The 25,110-nt window shown below is 42.7% G+C and carries 23 protein-coding genes; 12 read left to right on the top strand and 11 right to left on the bottom strand.

Annotated features, from left to right (window positions below):
* The first annotated feature begins 104 nt into the window (after positions 1–104).
* Positions 105–356, top strand: a complete 252-nt coding sequence (locus OCU28_RS04635; protein ID WP_261817172.1) for a YciN family protein — start codon at positions 105–107, stop codon at positions 354–356.
* 228 nt (positions 357–584) lie between these two features.
* Positions 585–1,349, top strand: a complete 765-nt coding sequence (locus tag OCU28_RS04630; protein ID WP_261817171.1) for a glucosaminidase domain-containing protein — start codon at positions 585–587, stop codon at positions 1,347–1,349.
* Between the two features lie 81 nt (positions 1,350–1,430).
* Here the strand turns inward: OCU28_RS04630 and aroA are convergent, their stop codons facing one another.
* Together aroA and OCU28_RS04620 are read right to left on the bottom strand one after the other, a co-directional pair.
* Positions 1,431–2,714 (bottom strand): 3-phosphoshikimate 1-carboxyvinyltransferase, encoded by a 1,284-nt coding sequence (gene aroA, locus OCU28_RS04625; RefSeq protein ID WP_261817170.1) that lies wholly within the window; start codon positions 2,712–2,714, stop codon positions 1,431–1,433.
* Positions 2,715–2,847: 133 nt separating this feature from the next.
* Positions 2,848–3,303, bottom strand: coding sequence for an outer membrane lipoprotein (locus tag OCU28_RS04620; RefSeq protein ID WP_261817169.1), 456 nt, complete (start codon positions 3,301–3,303; stop codon positions 2,848–2,850).
* A gap of 12 nt (positions 3,304–3,315) precedes the next feature.
* Here OCU28_RS04620 and aat point away from each other — a divergent pair, with 12 nt between their 5' ends.
* The 3 genes from aat (at position 3,316) to infA (ending at position 5,040) form a co-directional block, all read left to right on the top strand.
* The gene (aat, locus tag OCU28_RS04615) at positions 3,316–4,014 is read left to right on the top strand and encodes a leucyl/phenylalanyl-tRNA--protein transferase (RefSeq protein WP_261817168.1); all 699 of its coding nucleotides are present in this window, start codon (positions 3,316–3,318) and stop codon (positions 4,012–4,014) included.
* A gap of 7 nt (positions 4,015–4,021) precedes the next feature.
* A complete protein-coding gene (locus tag OCU28_RS04610) occupies positions 4,022–4,720 on the top strand; it encodes an arginyltransferase (protein ID WP_261817167.1) in 699 nt (232 codons plus the stop codon).
* Between the two features lie 101 nt (positions 4,721–4,821).
* Positions 4,822–5,040: a translation initiation factor IF-1 gene (infA, locus tag OCU28_RS04605; protein WP_005600159.1), complete on the top strand. Its 219-nt coding sequence runs from the start codon at positions 4,822–4,824 to the stop codon at positions 5,038–5,040.
* Between the two features lie 109 nt (positions 5,041–5,149).
* Here infA and clpA read toward each other — a convergent pair whose 3' ends face one another.
* Positions 5,150–7,414: an ATP-dependent Clp protease ATP-binding subunit ClpA gene (gene clpA / locus OCU28_RS04600; protein ID WP_261817166.1), complete on the bottom strand. Its 2,265-nt coding sequence runs from the start codon at positions 7,412–7,414 to the stop codon at positions 5,150–5,152.
* A 58-nt stretch (positions 7,415–7,472) separates the two neighbouring features.
* On the bottom strand, positions 7,473–7,793 hold the full coding sequence (gene clpS, locus OCU28_RS04595; RefSeq protein ID WP_261817165.1) for an ATP-dependent Clp protease adapter ClpS: 321 nt from the start codon (positions 7,791–7,793) through the stop codon (positions 7,473–7,475).
* 362 nt (positions 7,794–8,155) lie between these two features.
* Between clpS and cspD the strand changes: the two genes are divergently transcribed.
* A complete protein-coding gene (gene cspD / locus OCU28_RS04590; RefSeq protein WP_261817164.1) occupies positions 8,156–8,377 on the top strand; it encodes a cold shock domain-containing protein CspD in 222 nt (73 codons plus the stop codon).
* 70 nt (positions 8,378–8,447) lie between these two features.
* On the opposite strand, the gene OCU28_RS04585 is transcribed toward cspD, so the two are convergent.
* Positions 8,448–9,245, bottom strand: a complete 798-nt coding sequence (locus OCU28_RS04585) for an alpha/beta fold hydrolase (RefSeq protein WP_261817163.1) — start codon at positions 9,243–9,245, stop codon at positions 8,448–8,450.
* Positions 9,246–9,581: 336 nt separating this feature from the next.
* On the opposite strand from OCU28_RS04585, the gene OCU28_RS04580 reads away from it, so the two are divergent.
* Positions 9,582–11,006 (top strand): basic amino acid/polyamine antiporter, encoded by a 1,425-nt coding sequence (locus tag OCU28_RS04580; RefSeq protein ID WP_261817162.1) that lies wholly within the window; start codon positions 9,582–9,584, stop codon positions 11,004–11,006.
* 51 nt (positions 11,007–11,057) lie between these two features.
* Here OCU28_RS04580 and OCU28_RS04575 read toward each other — a convergent pair whose 3' ends face one another.
* Together OCU28_RS04575 and OCU28_RS04570 are read right to left on the bottom strand one after the other, a co-directional pair.
* Complete coding sequence (locus OCU28_RS04575) at positions 11,058–11,360, bottom strand: hypothetical protein (protein WP_261817161.1); 303 nt, start codon at positions 11,358–11,360, stop codon at positions 11,058–11,060.
* 193 nt (positions 11,361–11,553) lie between these two features.
* The gene (locus OCU28_RS04570; RefSeq protein WP_261817160.1) at positions 11,554–13,785 is read right to left on the bottom strand and encodes an NADP-dependent isocitrate dehydrogenase; all 2,232 of its coding nucleotides are present in this window, start codon (positions 13,783–13,785) and stop codon (positions 11,554–11,556) included.
* A gap of 315 nt (positions 13,786–14,100) precedes the next feature.
* Here OCU28_RS04570 and OCU28_RS04565 point away from each other — a divergent pair, with 315 nt between their 5' ends.
* Positions 14,101–14,757 (top strand): pseudouridine synthase, encoded by a 657-nt coding sequence (locus tag OCU28_RS04565; RefSeq protein ID WP_261817159.1) that lies wholly within the window; start codon positions 14,101–14,103, stop codon positions 14,755–14,757.
* Positions 14,758–14,956: 199 nt separating this feature from the next.
* Here the strand turns inward: OCU28_RS04565 and OCU28_RS04560 are convergent, their stop codons facing one another.
* Positions 14,957–15,220, bottom strand: a complete 264-nt coding sequence (locus tag OCU28_RS04560; protein ID WP_261817158.1) for a hypothetical protein — start codon at positions 15,218–15,220, stop codon at positions 14,957–14,959.
* Between the two features lie 167 nt (positions 15,221–15,387).
* Between OCU28_RS04560 and mnmA the strand changes: the two genes are divergently transcribed.
* From mnmA to purB, 3 genes are all read left to right on the top strand, one after another.
* Positions 15,388–16,512: a tRNA 2-thiouridine(34) synthase MnmA gene (mnmA, locus tag OCU28_RS04555; protein WP_261817157.1), complete on the top strand. Its 1,125-nt coding sequence runs from the start codon at positions 15,388–15,390 to the stop codon at positions 16,510–16,512.
* Positions 16,513–16,531: 19 nt separating this feature from the next.
* Positions 16,532–17,149, top strand: coding sequence for a high frequency lysogenization protein HflD (hflD, locus tag OCU28_RS04550; protein ID WP_261817156.1), 618 nt, complete (start codon positions 16,532–16,534; stop codon positions 17,147–17,149).
* A 139-nt stretch (positions 17,150–17,288) separates the two neighbouring features.
* Entirely contained in the window at positions 17,289–18,659 is a 1,371-nt protein-coding gene (gene purB / locus OCU28_RS04545) for an adenylosuccinate lyase (RefSeq protein ID WP_261817155.1), read from the top strand.
* Positions 18,660–18,708: 49 nt separating this feature from the next.
* Here purB and OCU28_RS04540 read toward each other — a convergent pair whose 3' ends face one another.
* The 3 genes from OCU28_RS04540 to OCU28_RS04530 all read right to left on the bottom strand — a co-directional run bounded on the left by OCU28_RS04540 (position 18,709) and on the right by OCU28_RS04530 (position 22,518).
* Positions 18,709–19,566 (bottom strand): CPBP family intramembrane glutamic endopeptidase, encoded by an 858-nt coding sequence (locus OCU28_RS04540; RefSeq protein ID WP_261817154.1) that lies wholly within the window; start codon positions 19,564–19,566, stop codon positions 18,709–18,711.
* 134 nt (positions 19,567–19,700) lie between these two features.
* A complete protein-coding gene (glgA, locus tag OCU28_RS04535; protein WP_261817153.1) occupies positions 19,701–21,149 on the bottom strand; it encodes a glycogen synthase GlgA in 1,449 nt (482 codons plus the stop codon).
* Between the two features lie 319 nt (positions 21,150–21,468).
* On the bottom strand, positions 21,469–22,518 hold the full coding sequence (locus tag OCU28_RS04530; RefSeq protein ID WP_261817152.1) for a porin: 1,050 nt from the start codon (positions 22,516–22,518) through the stop codon (positions 21,469–21,471).
* A gap of 507 nt (positions 22,519–23,025) precedes the next feature.
* Between OCU28_RS04530 and dinG the strand changes: the two genes are divergently transcribed.
* Positions 23,026–25,095, top strand: a complete 2,070-nt coding sequence (gene dinG, locus OCU28_RS04525) for an ATP-dependent DNA helicase DinG (protein WP_261817151.1) — start codon at positions 23,026–23,028, stop codon at positions 25,093–25,095.
* The last annotated feature ends 15 nt before the right edge of the window (positions 25,096–25,110 follow it).

Genomic DNA, 25,110 nt, shown 5'->3' with positions numbered 1-25,110 from the left:
CTCGACTATTTTATGACAAATTACCGTGAGTTTATGATTTGGATCACATCCAAGACTAAGATAGACTATTGCGAAATCAGCAGTTAAATGACATCGAGTAAATTATGACCGACAAAAAAATCATCTCAGAGTTTGATCTACTTCTTATCGCAAATAACATTATTCAACAGCACGACAGTTATATTGAAGGAATGCGCGCAACCGCAGTCGAAGAAAAAGACGACATTCTGATCTTCAAGGGCGAATATTTTCTAGACGAAAAAGGACTTCCTACACCCAACACTACTGCCGTATTTAATATGTTTAAATTGTTAGCAATCGAGCTATCTAAACAATTCAGCCTTGAGAAGAAATAAAAGGCACTGGGTTCTGGGCTCTAAAGCCTAGAACCTTCATTGTAATATGAAAACTTAAAACCAGTTGACCTTTTTCTGACATTAACCGCTTACACTCCCGCCCAAGTCACGTGATCTACATCACGGTTTGACTCAAATTGAATCCTAGCTATTCAAGGTCTTTTCTAAGAAATAGCCCTTAATATCAGGCAAAAGAATACCAAAAATCTATACATTGAGGAGAGCTTGGTGAAGTCTATTACCAACAAAAAACCATTATTGATTGCCTTAGGCATTGTTACTTTACTTGTCGGATGCAGTGTCGCGCATATTGCTAAAAAGCAGCAGGTATCCCAAGCGGTACCGGATTTTAATAGCTACACTGATGTAAACCAAAAGAAACAAGCCTTCTTTGATTTTATTCGTCCTCACGTACAACACGAAAACCAAATCATTACAGAACAACGTAAAGAGTTATTAGATATCTCTAAAGGTTTTTCAGGTAAAACTCTTTCAGGTTCTGACCTTAGTGATGTTCAAGATATCGCTCAAAATTATCGCTATACGCCAAAACAATTTGGCCACAAAGAGCTAAAAGAACTGCTATCTCGCGTAGACACTATTCCAGAAAACCTAGTTCTAATTCAAGCCGCTAATGAAAGTGGCTGGGGTACATCTCGCTTTGCACGTACTGCCAATAACTTCTTTGGTGAGTGGTGCTTTACTAAAGGTTGTGGTGTTGTACCAAGCCGTCGTGCAAGCGGTAAAACCCATGAAGTGGCTAAGTTTGATAACGTTGGTGATTCTGTAGCATCTTATGTTAAGAACCTAAACACCAACTCAGCGTATGTTCACTTCAGACAGATCCGTGCTCAAGTTCGTGCTCAACATAAAGAACCAACTGCTGAGCAATTGATCCACGGTCTAGATAACTACTCTGAACGTGCCGACGCATATATCAACGATATTCTAGCTATGCTTCGTCACAATAAGAAATTTCTGACTAAAAGCTAATTTGACACTAAGTCACAGCAGCATAAAAAAGGCTCCATATTAATGGAGCCTTTTTACATTCAACCTTAGTAAAGCTTGAGCTTATTCACTGACTAGGCCTTGAAGCTTCTCAAAGTAATCAGGGAAGGTTTTAGATGTACACTTAGGGTCATTGATAGTCACAGGCGTATCGCTAAGTGCAACCAACGAGAAGCACATTGCCATACGGTGGTCATCATAGGTATCAATAGCCGCATGAGTAAGAGTCTCAGGTGGCGTAACCACAATGTAATCGTCACCCTCTTCAATTGTTGCGCCAACTTTACGCAGTTCAATCGCCATCGCAGCTAAGCGATCCGTCTCTTTCACACGCCAGTTGTAAACATTACGAATGGCAGTAGTGCCCTTAGCAAAAAGTGCGGTAGTCGCAATGGTCATAGCGGCATCTGGAATGTGATTGAAATCCATATCGATTGCTTTCAACTCTCCACCACGAGCGATAATGTAGTCTTTACCCCACTCTATCTCTGCGCCCATTTTTTCTAACGCTTCGGCAAATTGAACATCCCCTTGAATAGAATCTTTACCAATTCCCGTTACCTTAATCTCGCCACCACGAATGGCTGCGGCAGCAAGAAAGTAAGAAGCGGATGACGCATCGCCCTCTACCAGAAAATCTCCAGGGGCAATATATGTCTGGCCGCCTTTCACTAAGAAGCGTTGATAATCTTGGTTATCTACCTCAACACCGAATTTCTGCATAATATCCAGCGTGATATCGATATACGGCTTAGACACCAAGTCACCTTCGATATTAATAACGATATCACCTTCGGCCAGTGGCGCTATCATCAAGAACGCAGTTAAGAACTGACTCGATATTGAACCATCAATTGATACCGTTCCAGATTTAAGGCCTGTCCCTTTAATCTGTAGGGGTGGAAAACCGTCGTTCTCTAGATAGGTCACATCAGCCCCAGCCTCACGAAGTGCAGTAACTAAGTGGCCAATCGGACGTTCTTTCATGCGCGGTTCGCCGGTAAGAACAAACTCACCACGACTAGCACATAAAGCGGCCGCTAATGGGCGCATTGCAGTACCTGCATTACCCAAAAACAGCTCTAAGGTATCTTCGACATTAAACACGCCACCCAAGCCGTGGATTTCACACTCGGTTTTACTTTCAGATAGGTTAAACTTAACCCCCATAGATTGCAGGGCATTGAGCATATGACGAATATCGTCACTATCTAACAAGTTGGTAAGGCGGGTTGTTCCCGATGCAAGTGCCGCTAATAATAACGCACGGTTAGAAACACTTTTTGAGCCGGGTAGGTTTATAACACCATTTACCTTGGCTATTGGTTGAAGGGTAAGGCTTTCCACTGACTTAATTTCCTTGAAAGCTACTTGGCACACAGGCCAATAAATCAAACATAAAGTCAGACTATCGAAAATCCTCTAAGAAAAGAAGATCAGATCCCAATAAATCACATTAAATCTAGTAATTTCCACTCGTTTATAAGGCAATATCGACTCTTACACCGCGATCAAAATACAAGATACGCACCTCATCTTGAGCAGAAAACAGCATATTAGGGTCAACATCTTGAATCACATCAATTAACTTGCCTTTGTCTGTTTTGATTAACAACTCCACCAAGCGATGTTCAACACGGTAAGTTTGATGTCCATAATGTCGAGTTAAACCTGCACCGGCAACGGCACCAACCGCTGTCGCGACCTCTCTACCTGTTCCGTCACCAAATTGATTGCCTATTACTCCGCCAACAACAGCGCCAAGTAAGGTATGCCACCCTTTAGCTTCGGAATCGACAATTTCTTGCTGAGAAATATAGCGGACGGTCTCAACCTTGCCATAAACCACCTCGTTTACTGGCCTTGCTGTATTCCTTTGGTATCCAGCTTGTGCTAAAAATGGAACTATTAGTAGCAACAAAAATACGTTTCTCATTATCGCACCTCAATGACTCTATATTTACCGCAGCTAGATGCTGACAACCTTGAATTCCCTGATATCAGTTTAGCATTAGACGAGCCCAATGGCTTACTCGCCTTTGGCGGGGATCTCTCTAAAGAGCGCCTTATCATGGCATACCAGCAAGGGATTTTTCCTTGGTTTAGCCACAATGAGCCCATTCTTTGGTGGAGCCCTGCGCCTAGAGCAGTATTCGATCCTAAGACATTTAAACCAGCTAAAAGTTTACAAAAATTCCAGCGTAAGCATCAATACAAGATCAGCATTAACCACGCAACCGAGCAAATAATTAATCTGTGCGCAGATTCACGTTCAGAGTCTGAAACGTGGATCACAGCAGAAATGAAACAAGCCTATGTTGAACTGGCTAAATACGGCCGGTGCCACTCTGTTGAAGTGTGGGAGGATGATGCATTAATTGGTGGTCTATATGGTATAAGCGTTGGCACTGTTTTTTGCGGCGAATCAATGGTCTCGTTAAAAACCAACGCTTCTAAAGTCGCCCTTTGGCATTTTTGCCTACACTTTGTTAAGCACCACGGTACTTTGATCGATTGCCAAATTATGAATCCACACCTTGAGTCGCTCGGTGCAAGCGAGTTAAGCAGAGATGCATTCTTAGAGCACCTTGTCCAAGGCAGACAGCAGCAACTATCAACAAATTGTTTTCAACCGCAATGGCTTTAATATAAATATGCAACCAGACAATCAAGAGATTCGCGTGGGTTTTACTAAAAACCATCCCTGTAGCTACCTAAAAGACCAACAAGAGCGAGTAGCTGTTGCGTTGGACGACAACCTACAAGATGCAGATGGCTACGAGCTACTGCTTGCCAATGGGTTTAGACGCAGCGGTGACATCATCTACCGCCCCTATTGTGAAACCTGCCACAAATGCATTCCAATTCGCGTAGATGCACAAACTTTTACCGCATCTAAAAGCCAAAAACGGTTAATAAATAAAGGGAAGCATTTAACCTGGACCATCAGTAACACCATCGACCCAGATTGGTTTTCCATATATGAGCGTTACATCACCAAGCGACACAAAGATGGCAGCATGTACCCACCAAGCCAGCAAGACTTTACTAAATTCGTCAATTCATCCCATTTTGCCACATCGTATCTGCAAATATACGCTGACAATCAATTGATCTCAGTAGCAGTGACCGACCAAATGCAGGACGCAAATAGCGCCTTCTATACCTTTTATGACCCAGATATCAAACTTTCTATCGGGACTCTGTCTGTGTTATATCAACTAGAGTTAACCCGTAAACAAGGCAAAAGATGGCTCTATTTGGGGTATCAGATCGATGAATGTCCCGCAATGAGCTATAAAGTCCGCTTTGATTCGCATCAAAGGCTAGTAAATCACCGGTGGCAAGGGTAGAATACCGCCCAACGTTTAATTGGTTGCTCATACTACAAAAGATCATTTTGCAGTCAGACAAAACAGCACCTAATGAATTGTCCAATTTTAAAGAGGATTAAATGGCTAAAGAAGACGTAATTGAGCTGCAGGGCACTGTCCTAGACACTCTACCAAACACTATGTTCCGCGTAGAACTAGAAAACGGTCACGTTGTGACTGCGCACATCTCTGGAAAGATGCGTAAAAACTATATCCGTATCCTAACGGGTGACAAAGTGACTGTAGAGATGACTCCATACGATCTAAGCAAAGGTCGCATCGTCTTCCGCGCTCGTTAATAATCTCTAATTCAAGTTAGGCTTGAATTAATAATGAGCAAAAAAAACGGAGCCTTATGCTCCGTTTTTTTATATCTACCATTAGCGAGACACTTGGCCTCGCTCTTTATCAATGATTAAGCGCTTCTTCTTCCGTACCTAGATACTTAAATTTCAGCTGCTCTCCATCTAAGTTAACCACAACAGACCCACCATTTACCAAAGAACCAAATAACAGCTCATTTGCCAACGGCTTTTTCAATTTTTCTTGAATAACTCTAGACATTGGACGAGCGCCCATAGCCTTATCATAACCGCGCGTTGCTAACCAATGACGAGCATCTTCAGTTACCTCAAGAGAAACCCCACGCGAGTCCAACTGAGCTTGTAACTCAACAATGAACTTGTCGACAACCTGATGAATAACATGCTCATCAAGGCTGTTAAACCAAATCGTGTTATCTAACCTGTTTCTAAACTCAGGCGTAAATATCTTCTTAATCTCTGCCATTGCATCAGGAGCGTGATCTTGTTGGATTAGGCCAATAGAGTTCTTCTCAGTTTCAACAACACCTGCATTCGTTGTCATGACCAAAATCACATTACGGAAGTCAGCCTTGCGCCCATTGTTGTCCGTTAACGTACCGTTATCCATTACCTGCAACAGCAGGTTAAAGATATCTGGGTGCGCTTTCTCTATCTCATCAAGCAACACTACGGAATGGGGATGCTTAATAACAGAATCGGTCAGCAAGCCACCTTGATCATAGCCAACATAACCTGGAGGCGCACCAATAAGGCGTGAGATAGAGTGCCTTTCACCGTATTCAGACATATCAAAGCGAAGTAGCTCAATCCCCATTAATTTGGATAGTTGAACCGTCACCTCTGTTTTACCTACCCCAGTTGGGCCTGCAAACAAGAAAGAACCCACAGGCTTGTTCTCAGCACCAAGTCCAGCACGAGACAGCTTGATCGATTCACTCAATACATCAATCGCTTGGTCTTGTCCAAACACCAGCATCTTCATTTTGCTATCAAGCTTTTGCAAAATATCTTTATCAGAAGAGGATACCGACTTTTCAGGAATACGAGCCATCTTAGCCACCATGGCTTCGATATCCCCTACTCCAACGGTCTTCTTACGACGACTACTTGGAACCAAGCGGCTCTTCGCTCCCGCCTCATCAATCACATCAATGGCTTTATCAGGAAGATGACGCTCATTAATATATTTAGCGGATAACTCTACAGCTGCTCGTAGCGCTTTGTTGGTATAGCGTACCTCATGGTGCTGCTCGTACTTCGATTTCAGCCCCATCAAGATCTTAGTTGTATCATCCAATGAGGGCTCGATTACATCAATCTTTTGGAAGCGGCGAGACAAGGCGCGCTCTTTCTCAAAGATAGTGCTGTACTCTTGATATGTTGTGGAACCAATACAACGCAGTTTACCGCTACTCAGCAGAGGTTTGATCAGGTTTGCGGCATCCACCTGCCCACCAGAAGCTGCACCAGCACCGATAATCGTATGAATTTCATCGATAAATAGTACCGCATCATCCTCTTTCTCAAGCTGTTTTAAGATGTTTTTAAAGCGCTTTTCAAAATCGCCTCGATATTTAGTACCCGCAAGTAGGGAACCAATATCCAGAGAATATATAATGCTATTGGCAATCACTTCAGGGACATCACCCTCAACGATACGCCATGCAAGTCCTTCGGCAATTGCGGTTTTACCAACCCCGGCTTCACCTACCAATAATGGGTTGTTTTTACGGCGTCGACACAAAACCTGTATCGTGCGCTCCAGTTCTTGGTCACGGCCAATCAATGGGTCAATCTTGCCCGCGCGAGCGACTTGATTGAGGTTGGTTGCAAAGTTCTCTAGCTTATCTTCTTGATTTACGTCCTCGGCCGTTTCGCTACTGCCAAACAACTCAGAAGGTTCATCTTTAGATATTTTAGTGATTCCATGAGAAATGTAGTTAACAATATCAAGACGGCTAACGTCATTCTTCTTCAGAAGGTACGCGGCGTGTGATTCTTGCTCACTAAAAATAGCCACCAGCACGTTAGCACCAGAAACTTCGTTACGCCCTGAAGACTGCACATGAAATACTGCCCGCTGCAGTACACGTTGAAAGCTCAATGTTGGCTGCGTTTCACGAGTTGAGTCATCTACTGCAATTAGTGGCGTCGTCTGCTCAATAAATACATCCAAATCTTGACGAATGATATCAAGATTTGCGCCACAAGCTTTTAGTGCTTCTTGAGCGGATTGGTTATCTAGAAGCGCCAGCAACAAATGCTCGACGGTCATAAATTCGTGACGTTTGTCGCGTGCTTGCGCAAACGCGTTGTTCAAACTGGTTTCAAGTTCTTTATTTAGCATACAGGCCTCCCATAAACATCTAATACAGCCATGCCAATTTTTTACTCGTTGGCTATAGCTATGCTCTTTCCATAGTGCAAAGCAATGGATGCTCACATTCTTTTGCGTAAGCTGTCACCTGTACTACCTTGGTCTCTGCAACCTCAGCGGTGAAGGTGCCACAGCAAGCTTTCCCTTGATAGTGCACCTGTAGCATGGTTTGCGTCGCTTTGTCTTCGTCCATGCCAAAGAAACGCCCTAGGATCTCAATTACAAAATCCATCGGTGTGTAATCATCGTTATTCAACATAACGTGATATAAAGACGGCGGCTTCAACTCAGTTTTCTCTTTTTCCAAGAGATCGCTATCTGGAGTCACCCATTCAAAATTCTTACTCATTTTTACGACTTATAGTAGAAAAAACAATTACCTTAATAGCAGAAATCTTTCCTACTACTTAAGAGACTAATAGAGCAATTGTATCCCTGCAAATAAAAGATTGCTATCTGAATGATAGTTAATCAATTATGAAAAATCAGACCAGCCACACCACTTTGCTCTTTACATGATTCATATCAGCTTCTAGCTCAACTTAACCACCCCATAATGCATTTTTTATTGCTTATTTATTGACGAAAGCCGTTCTTTGTCTAAATTTGAAATTGTCTAATATGAAAATCTCGTCACTTTCTTATTAGACATCACGCCTGCGAGGCGACTAATACTCAGCGACACAATTTTTATGCAAAAGGATGTAAAGCATGGCAACAGGTACAGTTAAATGGTTTAACAATGCCAAAGGATTTGGGTTTATTTGCTCAGAAGATGAAGATTCAGATGTATTTGCACACTACTCAACAATCCAAATGGACGGGTATCGGACACTTAAAGCAGGTCAAACCGTAACCTATGAAGTTGAGCAAGGTCCTAAGGGCTACCACGCCAGTGCTATTACTCCATTAGAAGCCGACGCATCGAAATAACGTCGTACCATATAGAAATAGAGGCTAACGCCTCTTTTTTTATGTCCAAATTATATGCCCTCGACATCAACTAATGGACACTGTACGTTTCCGTTCCCTTATCCAGAAATTGACCATGAGATATATAGCGTGTAATGAGTTGCGTTACATGTGGATCGCTACGCAAACTATCATGCTTAACATCTACCTCAATAAAATCTTGCATGCCCTCCAACCTTGCCGATTTAACCGATACTAAACCATCATTTTCGTTATTGAACATATACTTAAGGATTGGATAACTGTGTATTCCCGCAATCACACCAAACTCATAGTTTGGTTTAGGAAGGGAGTTTGGCAAGCTATTGGGCTGACTCGTTAATGATTTTGCAGTATCGCCAGCCAAGGGTAACAGCCAAAACTTCGCAAAAAAATCCGCCACATCACTCCCATGATTGGGTGTACCAACAAACACCACTTTGCCCATCATTTTAGAGTTCACAAAATTAGGATGAGTTCCCAAATAATTACGGATCATCAATCCACCAAGTGAATGTCCCACAAAGTGGATCTCTCTTAATTGATGGGCTTGAGTGGGTTGCAGCTTAAATTGAGTGACACAATGTTCTATCTGAGCGGCGCTTTTCTCGAGAGTGGTTTCGACCGACATCACTAAAGTAGGGTAATCAACCACACAAACCTGATAACCCAGTTTCTTGATCATATTGGACATGGCTTGCATAGATTCACCGCTGCGAGCTAGACCGTGTACTAATACAACCTGTTGATTGTGATTACTCGGATCATAATTTAGCCCCATGTCTGGTTCTGATTTAGTACATCCGACGATAAACATACAAAGTGATAACGACAATATCCACTTAGCCATGGCGCGTTCCTAAAGTAGTGGTTAGACCACTCTAGCATTATTCTGCAATAAGTTGCACGAAACCTAACTTTTCATTTTGTATGAAAATCCAACAAGGGTATCGGGATATGCTAGTGAACCACGATTTACCCTAGCTGTGAAACTGATCATAATCGCAATGATAGATTGTTGAGCCACGCAATATTTATGCTAACTATAAGCAGTTATAATATCTGCTCTCAGTTGCGCATGTAATGAGCTTTAGCTCCATATTAGCGCGCTTGTATGGCTAGACGGATTTGGCCGAATTAAATTAAAAGCAAGCTAATTTGCTTTATTTACGGTTGAATTAAATCAATGAGTAAAAAAAACACTGTTGGCCTCATCGGCCTGATTGCTATCGTATTTAGCTCTATGATAGGAAGTGGTATCTTTAGCATTCCACAAAATATGGCAGAGCAAGCCTCAATTGGGGCGGTCGGCCTCGCTTGGCTCATAACCGGTATCGGCATGCTATTGTTGGTCCAAACATTTAAAATCCTTGCCCAGCATAAACCCCACCTTAACTCAGGCATTTTCTCTTATGCAAAGGCAGGCTTTGGTGAGTATATAGGCTTCCATTCTGCTTGGGGCTATTGGCTGATGACATGTATGGGCAACGTTGCCCTTGCGGTTATGCTCAACGATTCTCTTGGATTATTTTTCCCAATACTACTCAATCATGGTATTGAAACCGTGATTTTATGCTCTGTACTACTATGGGGTATGAACACCTTAGCGTTACGTGGAACCAACAGCTCATCTTTCGTAAACATCATATCAACAGTGGTGAAACTGATTGGTCTATTAGTGATTATTGGTATCGTTCTCTATAGCTATGATAGCAGTATGCTTTCAGTTGATGTATGGGGTAATGAAAACCAATTGGGTTCTGTTTTTGGACAGATTCAGAGTACCATGATGGTAACCCTGTGGTGTTTCGTTGGAATTGAGGGTGCGGTTGTATTATCTGGACGAGCGCGCAACAAATCAGATGTTGGCAAAGCGACTCTAATTGGGTTCTTAGTTGCAATTACTATGTATAGCCTGATTTCAATCCTATCTTTTGGCATCTTGCCACAAGCCGAATTAGCGCAACTCCCTAACCCTTCCGCAGCATCATTGCTAGAAGCTGCTATCGGTTCTAATGGTCGTCTACTGGTTAACCTTTGTGTGTTGGTTTCTGTATTTGGTGCTCTAGTTGCTTGGACTATATTGGTAGCAGAGGTTCCTTATGAAGCAGGCAAGACTGGCGAGTTTCCTAAAGTATTCGCTCGTACCAATAAAAATGACGCCCCAATCATAGCACTCAATGTATCAACCGCATTTATGCAATTGTGTGTATTAATGGTTGTGATGTTCGAAAACGTATACCTTGCAGCAATCAATATCGCTTCGGTTATTGTACTGCCTTGCTACCTACTTAGTTGCTTATATCTACTTAAGTTATCAATCAACTATAAAGAGCTTGGACTTAGTAAGCGTAACTATGGCTACGTAGCATTATCTGCTACCACTGCCCTATTTTGTTTATGGCTTATCACCGCCGCAGGACTTAATTATCAATTGCTGGCAACCATCTTATATGCCATTGGTATCCCATTTTTCCGTTTCACTCATAGAGCTCGGATGAAAGCAGGTGAAAAGGTTTACTCTAACCTAGATAAGTGTATTGAAGCTGCGCTTTTAATTTTAGCTGTAGTTTCGATATATCTATTGATAACAGGGCAAATGCAAGCATAACCTGTTTAATACAGAACCAAAAAGGCCGCTCAGTGAGCGGCCTTTTTATTTTTAATCTTGAACATATTGGACAATCGAATCATCCAATAAACCATTCTTATCTATGGCATCTAAATCCACAAGCGCCCCTAGTAGAAGCGCGGTCTTTACCGCAATGGTGGCGACAGTTATCACCACAATAAAACGGTTCATACTTAACTTGGCAAGCTGCTTACGGGTTTCCTCTTCCCCCCCTTCTGTTTTTTGAGTTATGGCAATCAACCTAATAAGTGAGTTTTTTGCACGTAGTAGTGCCACTGCCAAGATGACCAATAATATAATACTTAACAGATCTGAAACGACAGCCCAAGACAAACGCAATACCTAATATCACTCAAAAAACGAAATGGGATTATAATAATACAAATATAACTAAACTATGGTTCAACTCACATTTTTTGTAGAACACAAGCAAAATAAGCCATCAAATATCGTGATACTGTTCGTTAAAGAAAAAAAACCCTGATTATAAAATCAGGGCTTAATCTCATGTGGCAACCTTAATACTTTATAGCGAGTCGTTTATAATCGCATTCAGGGTTTTGCTCGGGCGCATTAACTTTTCCGTTTTTTCAGTATCAAGAAGATAATACCCGCCTAATTCTCCAGCAACGCCTTGAGCCTCATTTAACTCAGCAACAATTGCACTTTCATTTGCTTGAAGTTGCTTAGCGATAGATTCAAAGTGTGCTGCCAGTTCTGAATCTTTATTCTGCAATGACAAGGCCTCAGCCCAGTAGCTTGCAAGATAATAATGGCTACCACGATTATCAAGCTCCCCAACACGTCGCGAAGGGGATTTATTTTCATCCAAGAAACGTCCAGTTGCGGCATCTAGTGTCGTAGCCAGTACTTTCGCTTTCGTATTGCCTGTAACTTCGCTTAAATGTTCAAGTGATGCTGCAAGCGCCAAGAACTCACCCAATGAATCCCAACGTAGGTGATTCTCTTTCTCTACTTGCTGAACATGTTTTGGAGCAGAGCCACCAGCACCGGTTTCAAACAAGCCACCACCGTTCATCAGCGGTACAATAGATAGCATCTTCGCCGATGTACCCAACTCCAAAATAGGGAATAAGTCCGTCAAATAATCACGTAGCACATTGCCCGTAACTGAGATGGTATCTTCTCCTTTGGCAATGCGCTCTAATGAAAACAGGGTCGCATCCACTGGAGATAATATTTGGATGTCTAGGCCAGCAGTATCATGCTCAGCTAAGTAAACTTCTACTTTTTTGATAAGCTCAGCATCATGAGCTCGATTGCTGTCTAACCAAAATACCGCTGGGGTATTTGATAAGCGAGCGCGGTTTACGGCCAGTTTCACCCAATCTTGGATCGGAGCGTCTTTTACCTGACACATACGGAAAATATCACCCTCTTCAACTGACTGCTCAAGAACAACAGTTCCGTTGGCATCAGTAACGACTACACTACCCGCCTTGGATATAACGAAGGTTTTATCGTGCGAACCGTACTCTTCTGCCTTTTGCGCCATCAAGCCTACGTTAGGCACACTTCCCATTGTTGTCGGGTCAAATGCACCATGCTGTTTACAAAAGCTGATAACCGCTTGGTAAACCTCAGAATAACAACGATCTGGGATCATTGCTTTGGTATCTTTTTGCTTACCGTCAGGTCCCCACATTTGACCAGAAGAGCGAATCATAGCAGGCATTGATGCATCCACAATCACATCTGAAGGTACATGCAAGTTAGTAATACCGCGATCAGAATCAACCATAGCAAGGGCTGGACGGGTATTATAGACCGCGTCTAAATCATCTAAAATTTGTTGTTTTTGCTGTTCTGGTAAGGTTTCTATCTTGGCATATACATCACCAATACCGTTATTTACATCAACACCCAGCTGTTCAAATACTTGTGAATGCTTATCAAATACAGCTTTGTAGTATACCTTAACCGCAATACCAAAAATGACAGGGTCTGACACCTTCATCATGGTTGCTTTCATATGCAGAGAAAGCAAAACGTCATTCTGCTTAGCATCTTCAATCTGCTGTTCAAAGAACTGCACTAATGACGCCTTATTCATTACCGCAGTATCTATGATCTCTTTATCAAGCAGTGGGAGTTCTGATTTTAGGGTCTTGACGCTACCATCAGCTGCGCGTAATTCAATTTTAACTTGCTTGTCGCCCTCAACAGTCGTCGATGTCTCACTGCCAAAGAAGTCACCACTTTGCATACTAGAGACATGAGTTTTAGAGCTCGTTTCCCATTTGCCCATAGAATGGGGGTTTTTCTTAGCGTAATTTTTAACTGAGGTTGGCGCTCTGCGATCTGAATTGCCCTCACGAAGCACTGGGTTTACGGCGCTCCCTTTGATTTTATCGTAGATTGCCTGAACCACTTTTTCTTCGTCTGTGCTTGGCTCTTCTGGATAGTCAGGTAAAGCGTATCCCTTGGCTTGCAATTCAGCGATAGCAACCTTTAACTGGGGAACAGAAGCGGAAATATTTGGCAGTTTAATAATGTTCGCTTCTGGTTTTTTGGCTAACTCACCAAGCTCAGAAAGTGCATCATTAATTCGCTGTTCAGGTTTTACGTATTCAGAAAAGTTAGCAAGGATACGCCCTGCTAGAGAGATATCCCGTGTATCTACGGCAATACCAGACGAAGCAGTGAACGCTTGAATCATAGGCAATAACGAGTATGTTGCTAGTGCTGGCGCTTCATCAGTAATGGTATAAATAATCGTGGGCTTTTGTACAGACATGAAATTTCCCTATTTTTATAATTTTTCTGTCTCTTCACTGCTGTGAATAGAAGATCAATTGCTTACAATATTAATAAATCGCTTCATGCGATAATCTTGCTTGGTGTGGCTCAATATGCAATTCGACGCACTAAAGTGCGGATTCATAGGCCACTTTTTTATAAAATGCCACCCTAACCTAACAAAAAGTGGCGCATAATATCAATCTATTACGATATTGATTAAAATAACCAGTGCAGTGCGCATCATAAAACAATTCTTAATCCATTAGAAATTACTCGCACAGTTTGTTTACAATTTTGCAAGGTAGTTAACATGTCTCAAAGGCCACGCCATTTTTCTCATCCCAAAAGTAAGCCATCGGGCACGCCAGTGGCAAAATCTAAAGGTCGTACATCCTATAGCAATAGATCAAAACCAAGGGTGTCACCCGAGGATAGAAAGGTGATCTTGTTCAATAAACCATTTGACGTACTCAGCCAGTTTACTGATGGCGACGGTCGGCAAACCCTAGCGGACTTCGTTAAAGTGAAAGATGTTTACGCGGCTGGTCGTTTAGACCGAGACAGTGAGGGATTACTCCTGCTTACGAACGATGGGATATTGCAAGCGAGATTAACTCAACCCAACTCTAAATCACCTAAAACCTATTGGGCTCAAGTTGAAGGGACACCAAGTGAAAGTGACCTAGATAAGTTGCGTCAAGGTGTAAAGTTAAAAGATGGTATGACACTCCCTGCCACGATAGAAGTCATCGCTGAACCGCACCTATGGGACAGAACCCCTCCAGTACGATTTCGCGCAGCCATCCCAACAACTTGGTTGTCCATTACCATAATCGAAGGGCGTAATAGGCAAGTAAGGCGCATGACGGCCAATATCGGATATCCCACCCTTAGGTTAATTCGTTACTCGGTTGGTAAATATACCTTAGGCGATTTACCAAATGGTGAATGGAGAGAAGCGGAGTAACGAGGTTCGGCGGTAAAAGATTGGCTATTAGACACCGGATGTAGCCAATTTTTCGTACCTGCGCCGGTGGGATCTGTACATACTCAGCTATTGATTGGGTTTGCGATATGAAATTGACGCCAGGCATTGCAACTGGCCCCGGTTCAAAAAGCTACCGGGGCGAGCGATTGCCCTGTTTTAGTCGCTTATGGTAGCGCCCTTACTCCCCTTCCATAAATCCAATATCGGGTAAGCGATCTAAATGTTCACTATAACGCTTTAGATTAAACTCAGCGCCATTGTTAACCACATCAAATAGCTCAATACCTAATGCGCACCCAATCAACGCCATGGCATCTTCGCGACTATTGCCTGTCATCATAAGGCGCATCAGTGTTTCAGTGACCTTTTTAGGTTCACCTGACTCAATTTGATTAGCGACAATTTCTAGGATCTGTTGCTCAGTTTCGTTTTGTTCGGTCATAGTCTTAATAACTTGTGTAAATGTAGCCGCTATTATTGATCACAATGCATGGATTGTTCACCACACTTTTTACGATAGATTGAAGTGTGATTTATCTCTCGGAACTGTCACAGTCAATTTGTTTCTGTTAGAATTCGTCTCCGTGTTTATTCAGTGGTGTAATTTGGATGTCAAACAATAGCCAAAAGAAAGTTATCGTCGGTATGTCAGGCGGTGTGGACTCATCAGTATCAGCTTATCTACTTCAGCAGCAGGGTTACCAAGTTGAAGGCCTGTTCATGAAGAACTGGGAAGAAGATGATAACGAAGAGTACTGCACAGCAGCTGATGACCTTGCCGATGCACAAGCGGTGTGTGACAAACTTGGCATTCATCTCCATAAGATCAACTTTGCTGCTGAATACTGGGACAATGTTTTTGAATACTTCCTCGAAGAATACAAAGCAGGTCGCACTCCTAACCCAGATATCTTGTGCAACAAAGAGATCAAGTTTAAGGCATTCCTAGAGTTTGCCGATGAGGTTTTGGATGCTGACTATATTGCTATGGGTCACTACGTGCGTCGCACTTTCCCTACAGCACAGCAACAAGCGGACGGTGAATTGCCTAAAATGCTACGTGGTTTAGACAGCAATAAGGACCAAAGCTATTTTCTCTATACATTGAGCCATGAGCAAGTCGCTCGTAGCCTGTTCCCAGTTGGTGATCTAGAAAAGCCAGAGGTGCGCCGCATCGCCGAAGAGCAAGATTTAATTACAGCTAAGAAAAAAGATTCAACCGGTATCTGTTTTATTGGTGAGCGCAAATTTACGGACTTCCTTTCTCGCTATTTGCCCGCTCAACCGGGTAAAATTGAAACGCCTGAAGGTAAAGAAATTGGCGAACATATGGGTCTAATGTACCATACCCTTGGACAACGCAAAGGCTTGCACATCGGTGGCCAAAAAGGCGGCGGTGGTAACGAAGACCCATGGTATGTTGCAGAAAAAGACCTAAAGCGTAACGTACTCATTGCGGTACAAGGTGGTGATCATCCACTACTGAAATCAGAGGGATTACTGGCATCGCAATTACATTGGGTAGATCGCACCCCAATTCGTGAGCCAATGACATGTACTGTTAAAACACGCTATCGCCAACAAGATATTGCATGTACCATTATTCCGATGGATGATGACAACATCAAAGTTATCTTCGATGAAGCGCAAGTTGCTGTTACACCAGGGCAATCCGCGGTATTTTATAAAGATGATGTATGCCTAGGTGGCGGCATCATAGAGAAACGAATCTAACCTAATTAGGAGTTTTTACGTGGCAAACACAAATTACGACCGTACCATCGCTTTTGCCGGCATCTGCCAAGCCGTCGCTCTAGTACAGAAGGTGGCGCAAACCGGACAATGTGACTCAGCTGCGTATGAAACCTCTGTTAGTTCAATTATCAATATGTCCCCTGCTAATACCCTTGCTGTTTTCGGTCACGAGCGTGACCTGCAGCTTGGATTAGAAACCTTAAGTCGTAATATTGATAGCTCGGCAACTGGCAACGACCTAACTCGCTACATCATCAGTTTAATGGCTTTAGAGCGTAAGCTCAGCCAACGTCCTGACGCTATGGCGCAACTGGGCGATCGCATTCAACTAGCTGATCGTCAAGCGGGTCACTTTGATCTATTTAATGACCAAATGGTATCCAATCTTGCCAGCATTTACCTGGATGTTGTTAGCCCTATTGGGCCACGCATTCAGGTTACCGGCAACCCAAGCATGCTGCAACAAACCAGCGTTCAAAATAAGGTAAGAGCCCTACTACTTTCTGGTATTCGTAGTGCTGTTCTATGGCGTCAGGTTGGCGGAAAACGTCGTCATCTTATCTTCAGTCGCAAGAAGATGGTAGAGCAAGCTGAAATCCTATTAGCTCGAATCTAATTGATTGGCTCGCTGTTTTTGCGGGCCACTATTTACCACCAATAAATTTAACGCAAACGATTGCGCAATATTAGTGACAACGCTCGCTGTTACTGGTATAAACCTCACAAAATTTGAAAACTCAATTCAGGAGAAAATCATGGAACTGTCAGCATTAACTGCTGTTTCACCAGTAGACGGCCGTTACGGAAGCAAAACCATTGCCCTACGTAGCATCTTTAGTGAATATGGTCTCCTAAAGTACCGTACTATCGTTGAAATCCGTTGGTTGCAAAAACTAGCGGCAACTGCGGAAATCGCAGAAGTACCTGCATTTAGCGCTGAAGCGAATCAATTTCTAGATAACCTTGCTGCAAACTTCAATGAAGAAGACGCTGCCCGTATTAAAGAAATCGAACGCACCACTAACCATGACGTTAAAGCGGTTGAGTATTTCCTAAAAGAGAAAGTAGCCGATGTTACTGAGCTTCATGCAGTAAATGAATTTATTCACTTCGCATGTACCTCTGAAGATATCAACAATACCTCTCACGCACTGATGCTTAAAGAAGCCCGTGAGACTGTGATTCTTCCTGAGATCAAGAATATCATTGATGCTCTAAAAGCACTTTCTGTTGAATACCGTGATATTCCACTTCTATCTCGTACACACGGACAACCAGCTTCTCCATCCACTATGGGTAAAGAAATGGCAAACGTAGCGTACCGTATGGAGCGTCAATACAAGCAGATCGAAGCGGTTGAGATTCTAGGTAAAGTGAATGGTGCAGTAGGTAACTACAACGCTCACCTATCCGCTTACCCTGAAGTAGATTGGCATCAATTCGCTGAAGAGTTCATCACTGAGTCTCTTGGTGTTACGTGGAACCCTTACACAACTCAAATCGAACCACACGATTACATTGCAGAGCTATTTGATGCAATTGCACGTTTCAACACTATCTTGATCGATTTCGATCGCGATATCTGGGGTTACATTGCACTAGGTCACTTCAAACAGAAGACGATTGCCGGTGAAATTGGTTCTTCAACCATGCCACACAAGGTTAACCCAATCGACTTTGAAAACTCGGAAGGTAACCTAGGTCTAGCGAACGCTGTATTTAGCCACCTAGCACAAAAACTGCCTGTCTCTCGCTGGCAGCGTGACCTGACCGACTCTACAGTACTTCGTAACCTAGGTGTTGGTGTTGGCTATGCAATCATTGCTTATACTTCAACCCTTAAAGGTATTAGCAAGCTTGAGATCAACAACGAGGCGCTACTTGCTGAGCTAGATAAAAACTGGGAAGTACTAGCTGAACCGGTACAAACCGTTATGCGTCGTTACGGCATTGAGAAGCCTTATGAGAAGCTAAAAGAGCTTACTCGTGGTAAGCGCGTGGATGGTGAAGCAATGCGCAACTTTATCGACGGCCTAGAGCTTCCTGAAGCAGAAAAAGTACGTCTTAAACAGATGACACCTGCTAACTATATCGGGCAAGCAGTTGAGCTAACTGACAAATTATAATCATACCCTTATAAAAACGGCTACCTATTAGGTAGCCGTTTTTTTATATCTATATCGAGTAAATCGGTGGCAATCTGCGTTTCATCAATCGCGGAATAAACCAAAGCAGAAATAGCGAACCTAGCACGACGCCTGCGACCCCTTCCCCGTTAATTACCAATATGTCACCATCAATAATACCGTGTCGATTATTGTAAATACTCCCCAATATTAATGGATTGTAATAGTTCCATATAAAGTGGAGCAGTATCGGCGGCACTATGCTGCCTGACTTAAAGTAGCAATAAGCAAACGGCAGTGAAAATACGAACATTGCGCATATTTGTACGCCAACTAGGGTAAATACGTTGCCAACTTGAGTGAGCTTGGCTACAAACAAAATAGCGGGTACATGCCATACTGCCCATACAACCCCAACCACTATGGTTGCGGATAGCTCTCCATAACATTTAGCTAAATTAGGGAGTAAAAATCCGCGCCATCCATACTCTTCGGCGCAAACAATCAACAAGCCAGTAACTACGACCGATAGTGACGGGAACCACTGTAAGGTTTCTAGCCTTTGATAATCGATAGTTCCTATCAAACACAGCACATCTAATACAGCCAACACAGTAATGAAAAGCACCGGATAAACCACAGAGAAACCGATGATTTGTCTCGATATAGGTTTATTAAAAGGCGATATCACACCCTGTATATTTTGATAGCGTATAAGATTCAACAAAACCGCCACAACCCCTGGAATAATCATACTCAACGTATACATATCCAGATGATTCTGGTTTTCAAATATATAATAATTAAATCCCCAAGTTATACCGATAACTAGGGTAATAAATAGCAATGCATAGCGCTTTGACCAATCCATATCTTGCACCTCCATGCATAGGGTAAGTTTATGCACGCTATTTCCCAAACACTTTACTGCCTATTTGGGTTAAAAGTTAAATCCCATTTTTGTGGTCTTATATATAAATAAAGCCTAGTTCAGAAAAAATCCGAACTAGGCTTTGATAAAATTATTGATTATTCAGTTAATTATAAAGCGCTGCGATACATCTCTACATAACGTTCAGCGGCAATATTCCATCCGAAATCTTGCTTCATAGCGCGTAGCTGCAAATTAGCAAACTCCGCTGGGTCTTGCAGGTACAGGATCAATGCACGCTGCATAATAGCTAACAAATCACTCGCTTGCGGCTCATCAAATGCAAATCCAGTCGCTGTTTGGGGGTCGCTATCATAATCATTAACCGTGTCTTTTAGTCCACCAACCGCGCGTACAATAGGTAAGGTGCCATAAGCCATAGAATAGATTTGATTTAGTCCACACGCTTCGAATTCTGAAGGCATAAGGAAGAAGTCAGCCCCCGCCTCTACAAGGTGAGCGAGTTTGTTATCGTATGCTTCAACAAAGGCAAATTTATCACCAAATTGCTCAGATACAGCATGAAGTTGAGCTGCAATCTCAGGGTCACCAGTACCCACAATCACCAACTGAACATCATTGTGTAATACCTTCTCTAATATCGGTAGTAAATAGTGAAAGCCTTTTTGATGGGTTAAACGACACACCATGCCATACATAGGAACCTTAGCAGCAGGCAATTGCACTAGCTCTTGCAAAGCCGCTTTATTGGCCGCTTTGCCCGTTTTAAGGCTGGCTTTGGTTGCTTTGTATTTCTTAGCCAAATATGGGTCTGCTGACGGGGACCATTCACTATAGTCACAACCATTAACAATGCCACAGAAGTCTTCAGAGCGAGCTACAAAGTCGTGAACCAAACCATGTGAGCCCAGTGGAGTCTTTAACTCTTGTGCATAATTTGGGCTTACGGCATTCACTTTATCAGCATAGTGAATACCTGCTCGCAGGGTACTAATACCGTTGTACCCATAGCCTACCTTATCCGCTGGTGCGTCACGAAGTTCAGGGATGTTATTCACCTCATCTAAAGAGAAGTTCCCTTTAAACAACGCATTATGGATAGTAATTACACTCTTGGTTGCACTAAAAAAGTCGTCATGAACAAAGCGCGTTTTAAGCAAGAACGGTACTAAACCAGTATGCCAATCATTAGCATGAATAATGTCTGGTTGGAAACCCAGTTTAGGTAACGCATCTAGGCTTGCCGCAGCAAAAAAAGCAAAGCGTTCGCCATTGTCCGCATACGCTTGATTTCGCTCGGCATACATTTCTGGACGATTAAAATATTGCGCACATTCGAATGCGTACACAGCGACACCATCTAGCTCTAGTTTACGAACCGCGTACGGTGTATGTGGCCAATGTTCAAGTGCTGTTTCTAAGATAACCGGGCTATTAGCAAGATTAGGCAATTTGGCATAACCTGGGATCGCAATCGCAACCTCTGAACCTGCATTTTGTAGTGCTTTTGGCAATGCCTTACCTACATCAGCCAAGCCACCACTTTTTACCAGTCCTTCAGCTTCGGAAACTGTAAACCAAACTTTTAATTGTGACATTTTGGGGAAATCCTGTTTTTCATTAGAGCTGTTGACAGCTTCTGTTTTTGATAGATTTGACTCGCGTCATTTCTAGGCGATTTTAACATAAAAAACAAACGATTGCGCTAGTGCTTCACGGCATTAGTCAGCCAGCTAAAAACTCGTATCTTGATAAATGTTCTCAGGCTTCAATTCAAGTTATAAGCCACTGTTTTAAAGGGGGTAATACGAAGATAAAAAAAGGTAAAAAACATTTTTAGGCGGGATTTTATGTCTTCAGAAATGAAAATGCCCAGCACTGAGGCTGGGCATTGAAGTACTTATGTTTTACTAGTGATTACCAGTAGAAACGTGCGCCAATTGCGAAATTGCTTTCTGCATCAGCCGTTGTTGGTGCAACTTGAGCGTCTTGACCTTGGTTGTGGAAACCTAGAGTAGTACCGTCGCCGTAACCGTATTCACCGTATACACGTGCCCAAGAGTTAAACTTGTGCGCGATACCAACGTATGCAACTGTACCATCTTCGTCGAAATCGAAGTCGTTAGCTTTTTGCATTGTGTATTCAACACCACCGTAAAGTGCTGTTTTTTCCATCATCTGGAAAATACCTGCAAGAGAAAGACCGTTTTCATCGATAGTATGGCCGTTGGCTTCATTTTCTAACGTTGCCCAGTAGTAAGTGAAACCAATTAGGCTATCACCAAGGCCGTACTCTGCAGTAAACTCTGCATAAGTGTTTGAAAGATCAGCATTTAGAGTTGTTGGGTTATCTGGATCTGTAACATTATCAACCAGTTCAGTATTGCGATCGCGGTTGTAACCAGCACCTACGTGCAATGCCAAATCACCGAAAGATGTACCCACAAACAATTCGTAAAGATCTTGGTTCGAGTCACCTTCGTTTAGACCCCAACCACCTTTAACCCAGAAGTTTTCGCCATCAAAAGAGTATTTGATTTGTGAGTCGTGTAGAGCGCCTGAAAGTGTTGCGTGACGTAGTGCAGAACCACCGAAGAAGTAAGAGTAATCAGCGCCGTACACGTCATCCGAAGTAATCCACTGCTTACCAAATTTGATTGTACCGAAGTCACCAGCGAAACCAACATAGTGCTGACGTACGTTAACGTCAGTGTTGTCGCGAATGCCTAGCTCAACAAGGCCTACTACATCTACGCTATCTGTGATTGCGTATTGACCCTTAACACCTGTACGAGAAGAACCAGAGCTCAATGTTGCATCGTGGTCATTTTTCTCTTCAAAACGAAGTTCTTGACGTAGTTGACCGTAAAAGTCTACTGAACCGTCGTCTGACTTGTAGATTTCTGCTGCGTTTACAGAAGTTGCAGCTAGAGATGCTACAGCTAGGGCTAATAGTGTTTTTTTCATGTTAACTCACATCCTTTATTTGTAACTCGAATCTAAAATGGTTGACTCGGAAAAATTGTAATTTTTATTAGAATTCAAAAATCAGTGTTTGAGATTTGTAATGTTCTGAACCCGCAGACACATTGCGAAATTTATAAAACATTGTCAAATCCATGAGTTATATGTTTTTATAAAAATAAAACACTTTAAATACAATGACTTATATAAAATAAATAAATAGCGATCACATAAATGCGACCAAATGAAACAAAAGTAAAACATACCTAAACCAATCATTAACTCGATATAAAAAATATAAAAATACATAAAATACAGACTAATACTCCAAAAGTGACGCAATTGAGCGCATATAAAGACTGAATATTTTGCGACACTGCAATTTAAAAAAAATTCCTAGTTTTGATGCTTACGCACCACTTATTGATCAAAATGTGATTTAACGCACATTTACAACCACATTGTTAAGCTGTGGTATAATCAATTTTGTCACTTATCAATAGCCTAGCCATGAACCGAAAAATCCAAGATGCCATTCGTGGCAGTTATAAAAACTTGCATGCTCAACTCGACAATTTCATTCCGCGTCGTGCGCAAAATTATCTAGTGGCAGAAATAGCAAAAACCCTAACCGGCGAATACCATAAATCTCGACGTACTATTGTGGCTGAAGCTGGAACAGGCATAGGTAAGTCTTTGGCTTACTTAATGGCAACTATCCCTGTAGCAAAGTTCAATAACCGCAAAGTGGTCATCTCAACCGCTACCGTTGCACTACAAGAGCAGTTAATTAATAAAGACTTGCCCTTATATCGAAGGTTGGTCGACTTTGAATTTTCATTCATATTGGCAAAAGGGAGACAACGCTATTGCTGCGCCGAAAAATTAGCCATTGCCGCCGGCGCTGAAGACTCCCAAATAGCGATGTTTGAAACAAAACCAAACAAGAGTGATATCGACCTGTTACAGCGTCTATATAAGGCACTATCTGACAACAAATGGGATGGCGATAGAGACTCCTGGCCAAAACCAATCAAGGACTCAGTTTGGCAAAGTATCGTCAGCGACAAGCACAGCTGTAATAATGGGCTACCCGCTCACCGCAACTGCCCTTTCCAAAAATCGCGCTCAGAGCTCGACAAGGCAGATGTTGTAATTGCAAATCATAGTCTGGTGATGGCCGACCTTGACCTTGGTGGTGGCGTTATTCTGTTTGAACCAGAACAAACCATTTATGTTTTTGACGAAGCCCATCACCTTCCTCGGGTAGCACGTGATCACGCCTCGGCATCGGCAAGCCTAAAAGGCGTCGCAGCTTGGTTAGAAACCCTAAATAAAAACTCATCTAAAATAAGTACTCTGGCCGAAGCATCGCGGGTCGACCGCTTTTTATCTGAGTTGCAGTCATCAATTGCCGATACCATCCCTAACCTATTGCAGGTGGCACGCACCCTTAACCCAGAGCAATTCAAGGATGGGGTCTATCGCTTTGAAAATGGCGAGCTTCCCGACTGGCTAACTAATGTAAGTAAAGAGCTCAAAACGACCACCCACAAAGCCAGCTTGGCGTTAGCCAAGGTTATCGAACTCATTAGCGAACGAGTCAAAGACGGCGAACTCTCGGCCAAGCTTGCTGAACCCGCATTAGCGGAAAGTGGCTTCTTCTTACAACGACTGGAAAATCTTGCCAAGGTATGGTCTTTAATGGCAGAGCCGATTAAAGAAAAAGGTGCGCCTTTAGCGCGCTGGTTTGAGATAAGCAAAGAACGAGAGAATGACTTCACGGTAAGTGTCTCACCGCTGGAAGTAGGCCGCGTTTTAGAAAAACAACTGTGGCAAAAATGTGTCGGTGCAGTGGCAGTATCCGCCACCCTACGCGCACTCAATTCATTCCAATATTTTTGTTTTGAAAGTGGGATCTCTATGGACAGAGAAGACGCTACCCAGTTTTTGGCTCTAGCTTCACCATTTGACTATCAAAATAACGCTGAGCTTATTATCCCAAAACTTAAATACGAACCGGCCGCGCCTCAGTTTACCGATTATCTTGCAGAGCAGCTTATTGACTGGCTAGAAGCCGACAAAGCCAATCTGGTACTTTTTGCCTCTTATTGGCAGATGAATCAAGTAGCGCAAAAGCTAGAACCTAAACTGCAAAAAAAAGGATGGTACCTTCAAGTTCAAGGTGATGCGTCCCGCATGGAGATCATCAGCAACCATAAAAAGATGATCAATAAAGGAAAAACAAGTATTTTATTTGGTACTGGCAGTTTTTCTGAAGGCTTAGACTTGCCCGGTAAGCTTCTAGAAAACCTAGTGATTACCAAGATACCATTCGCAGTTCCCACCTCACCGGTGGAAGAGGCACACGCAGAATATATAGAACAAAGGGGAGGAAATCCGTTTATGCAGATATCTGTCCCAGAGGCGAGTAAAAAATTGATTCAATCTGTAGGGCGCCTACTGCGAAAAGAGAACGATTCTGGTAGAGTCGTAATCTTCGACCGTCGTTTAGTATCAAAGCGCTATGGTAAAGCCCTACTCGACTCATTACCTCCCTTTAAACGACGAATTGAATAAATAGGCAGCATTATA

This window comes from Vibrio gallicus (genome assembly GCF_024346875.1).
GTDB lineage: Bacteria > Pseudomonadota > Gammaproteobacteria > Enterobacterales > Vibrionaceae > Vibrio > Vibrio gallicus.
This window is presented reverse-complemented; position numbering and strand designations above follow the sequence as displayed.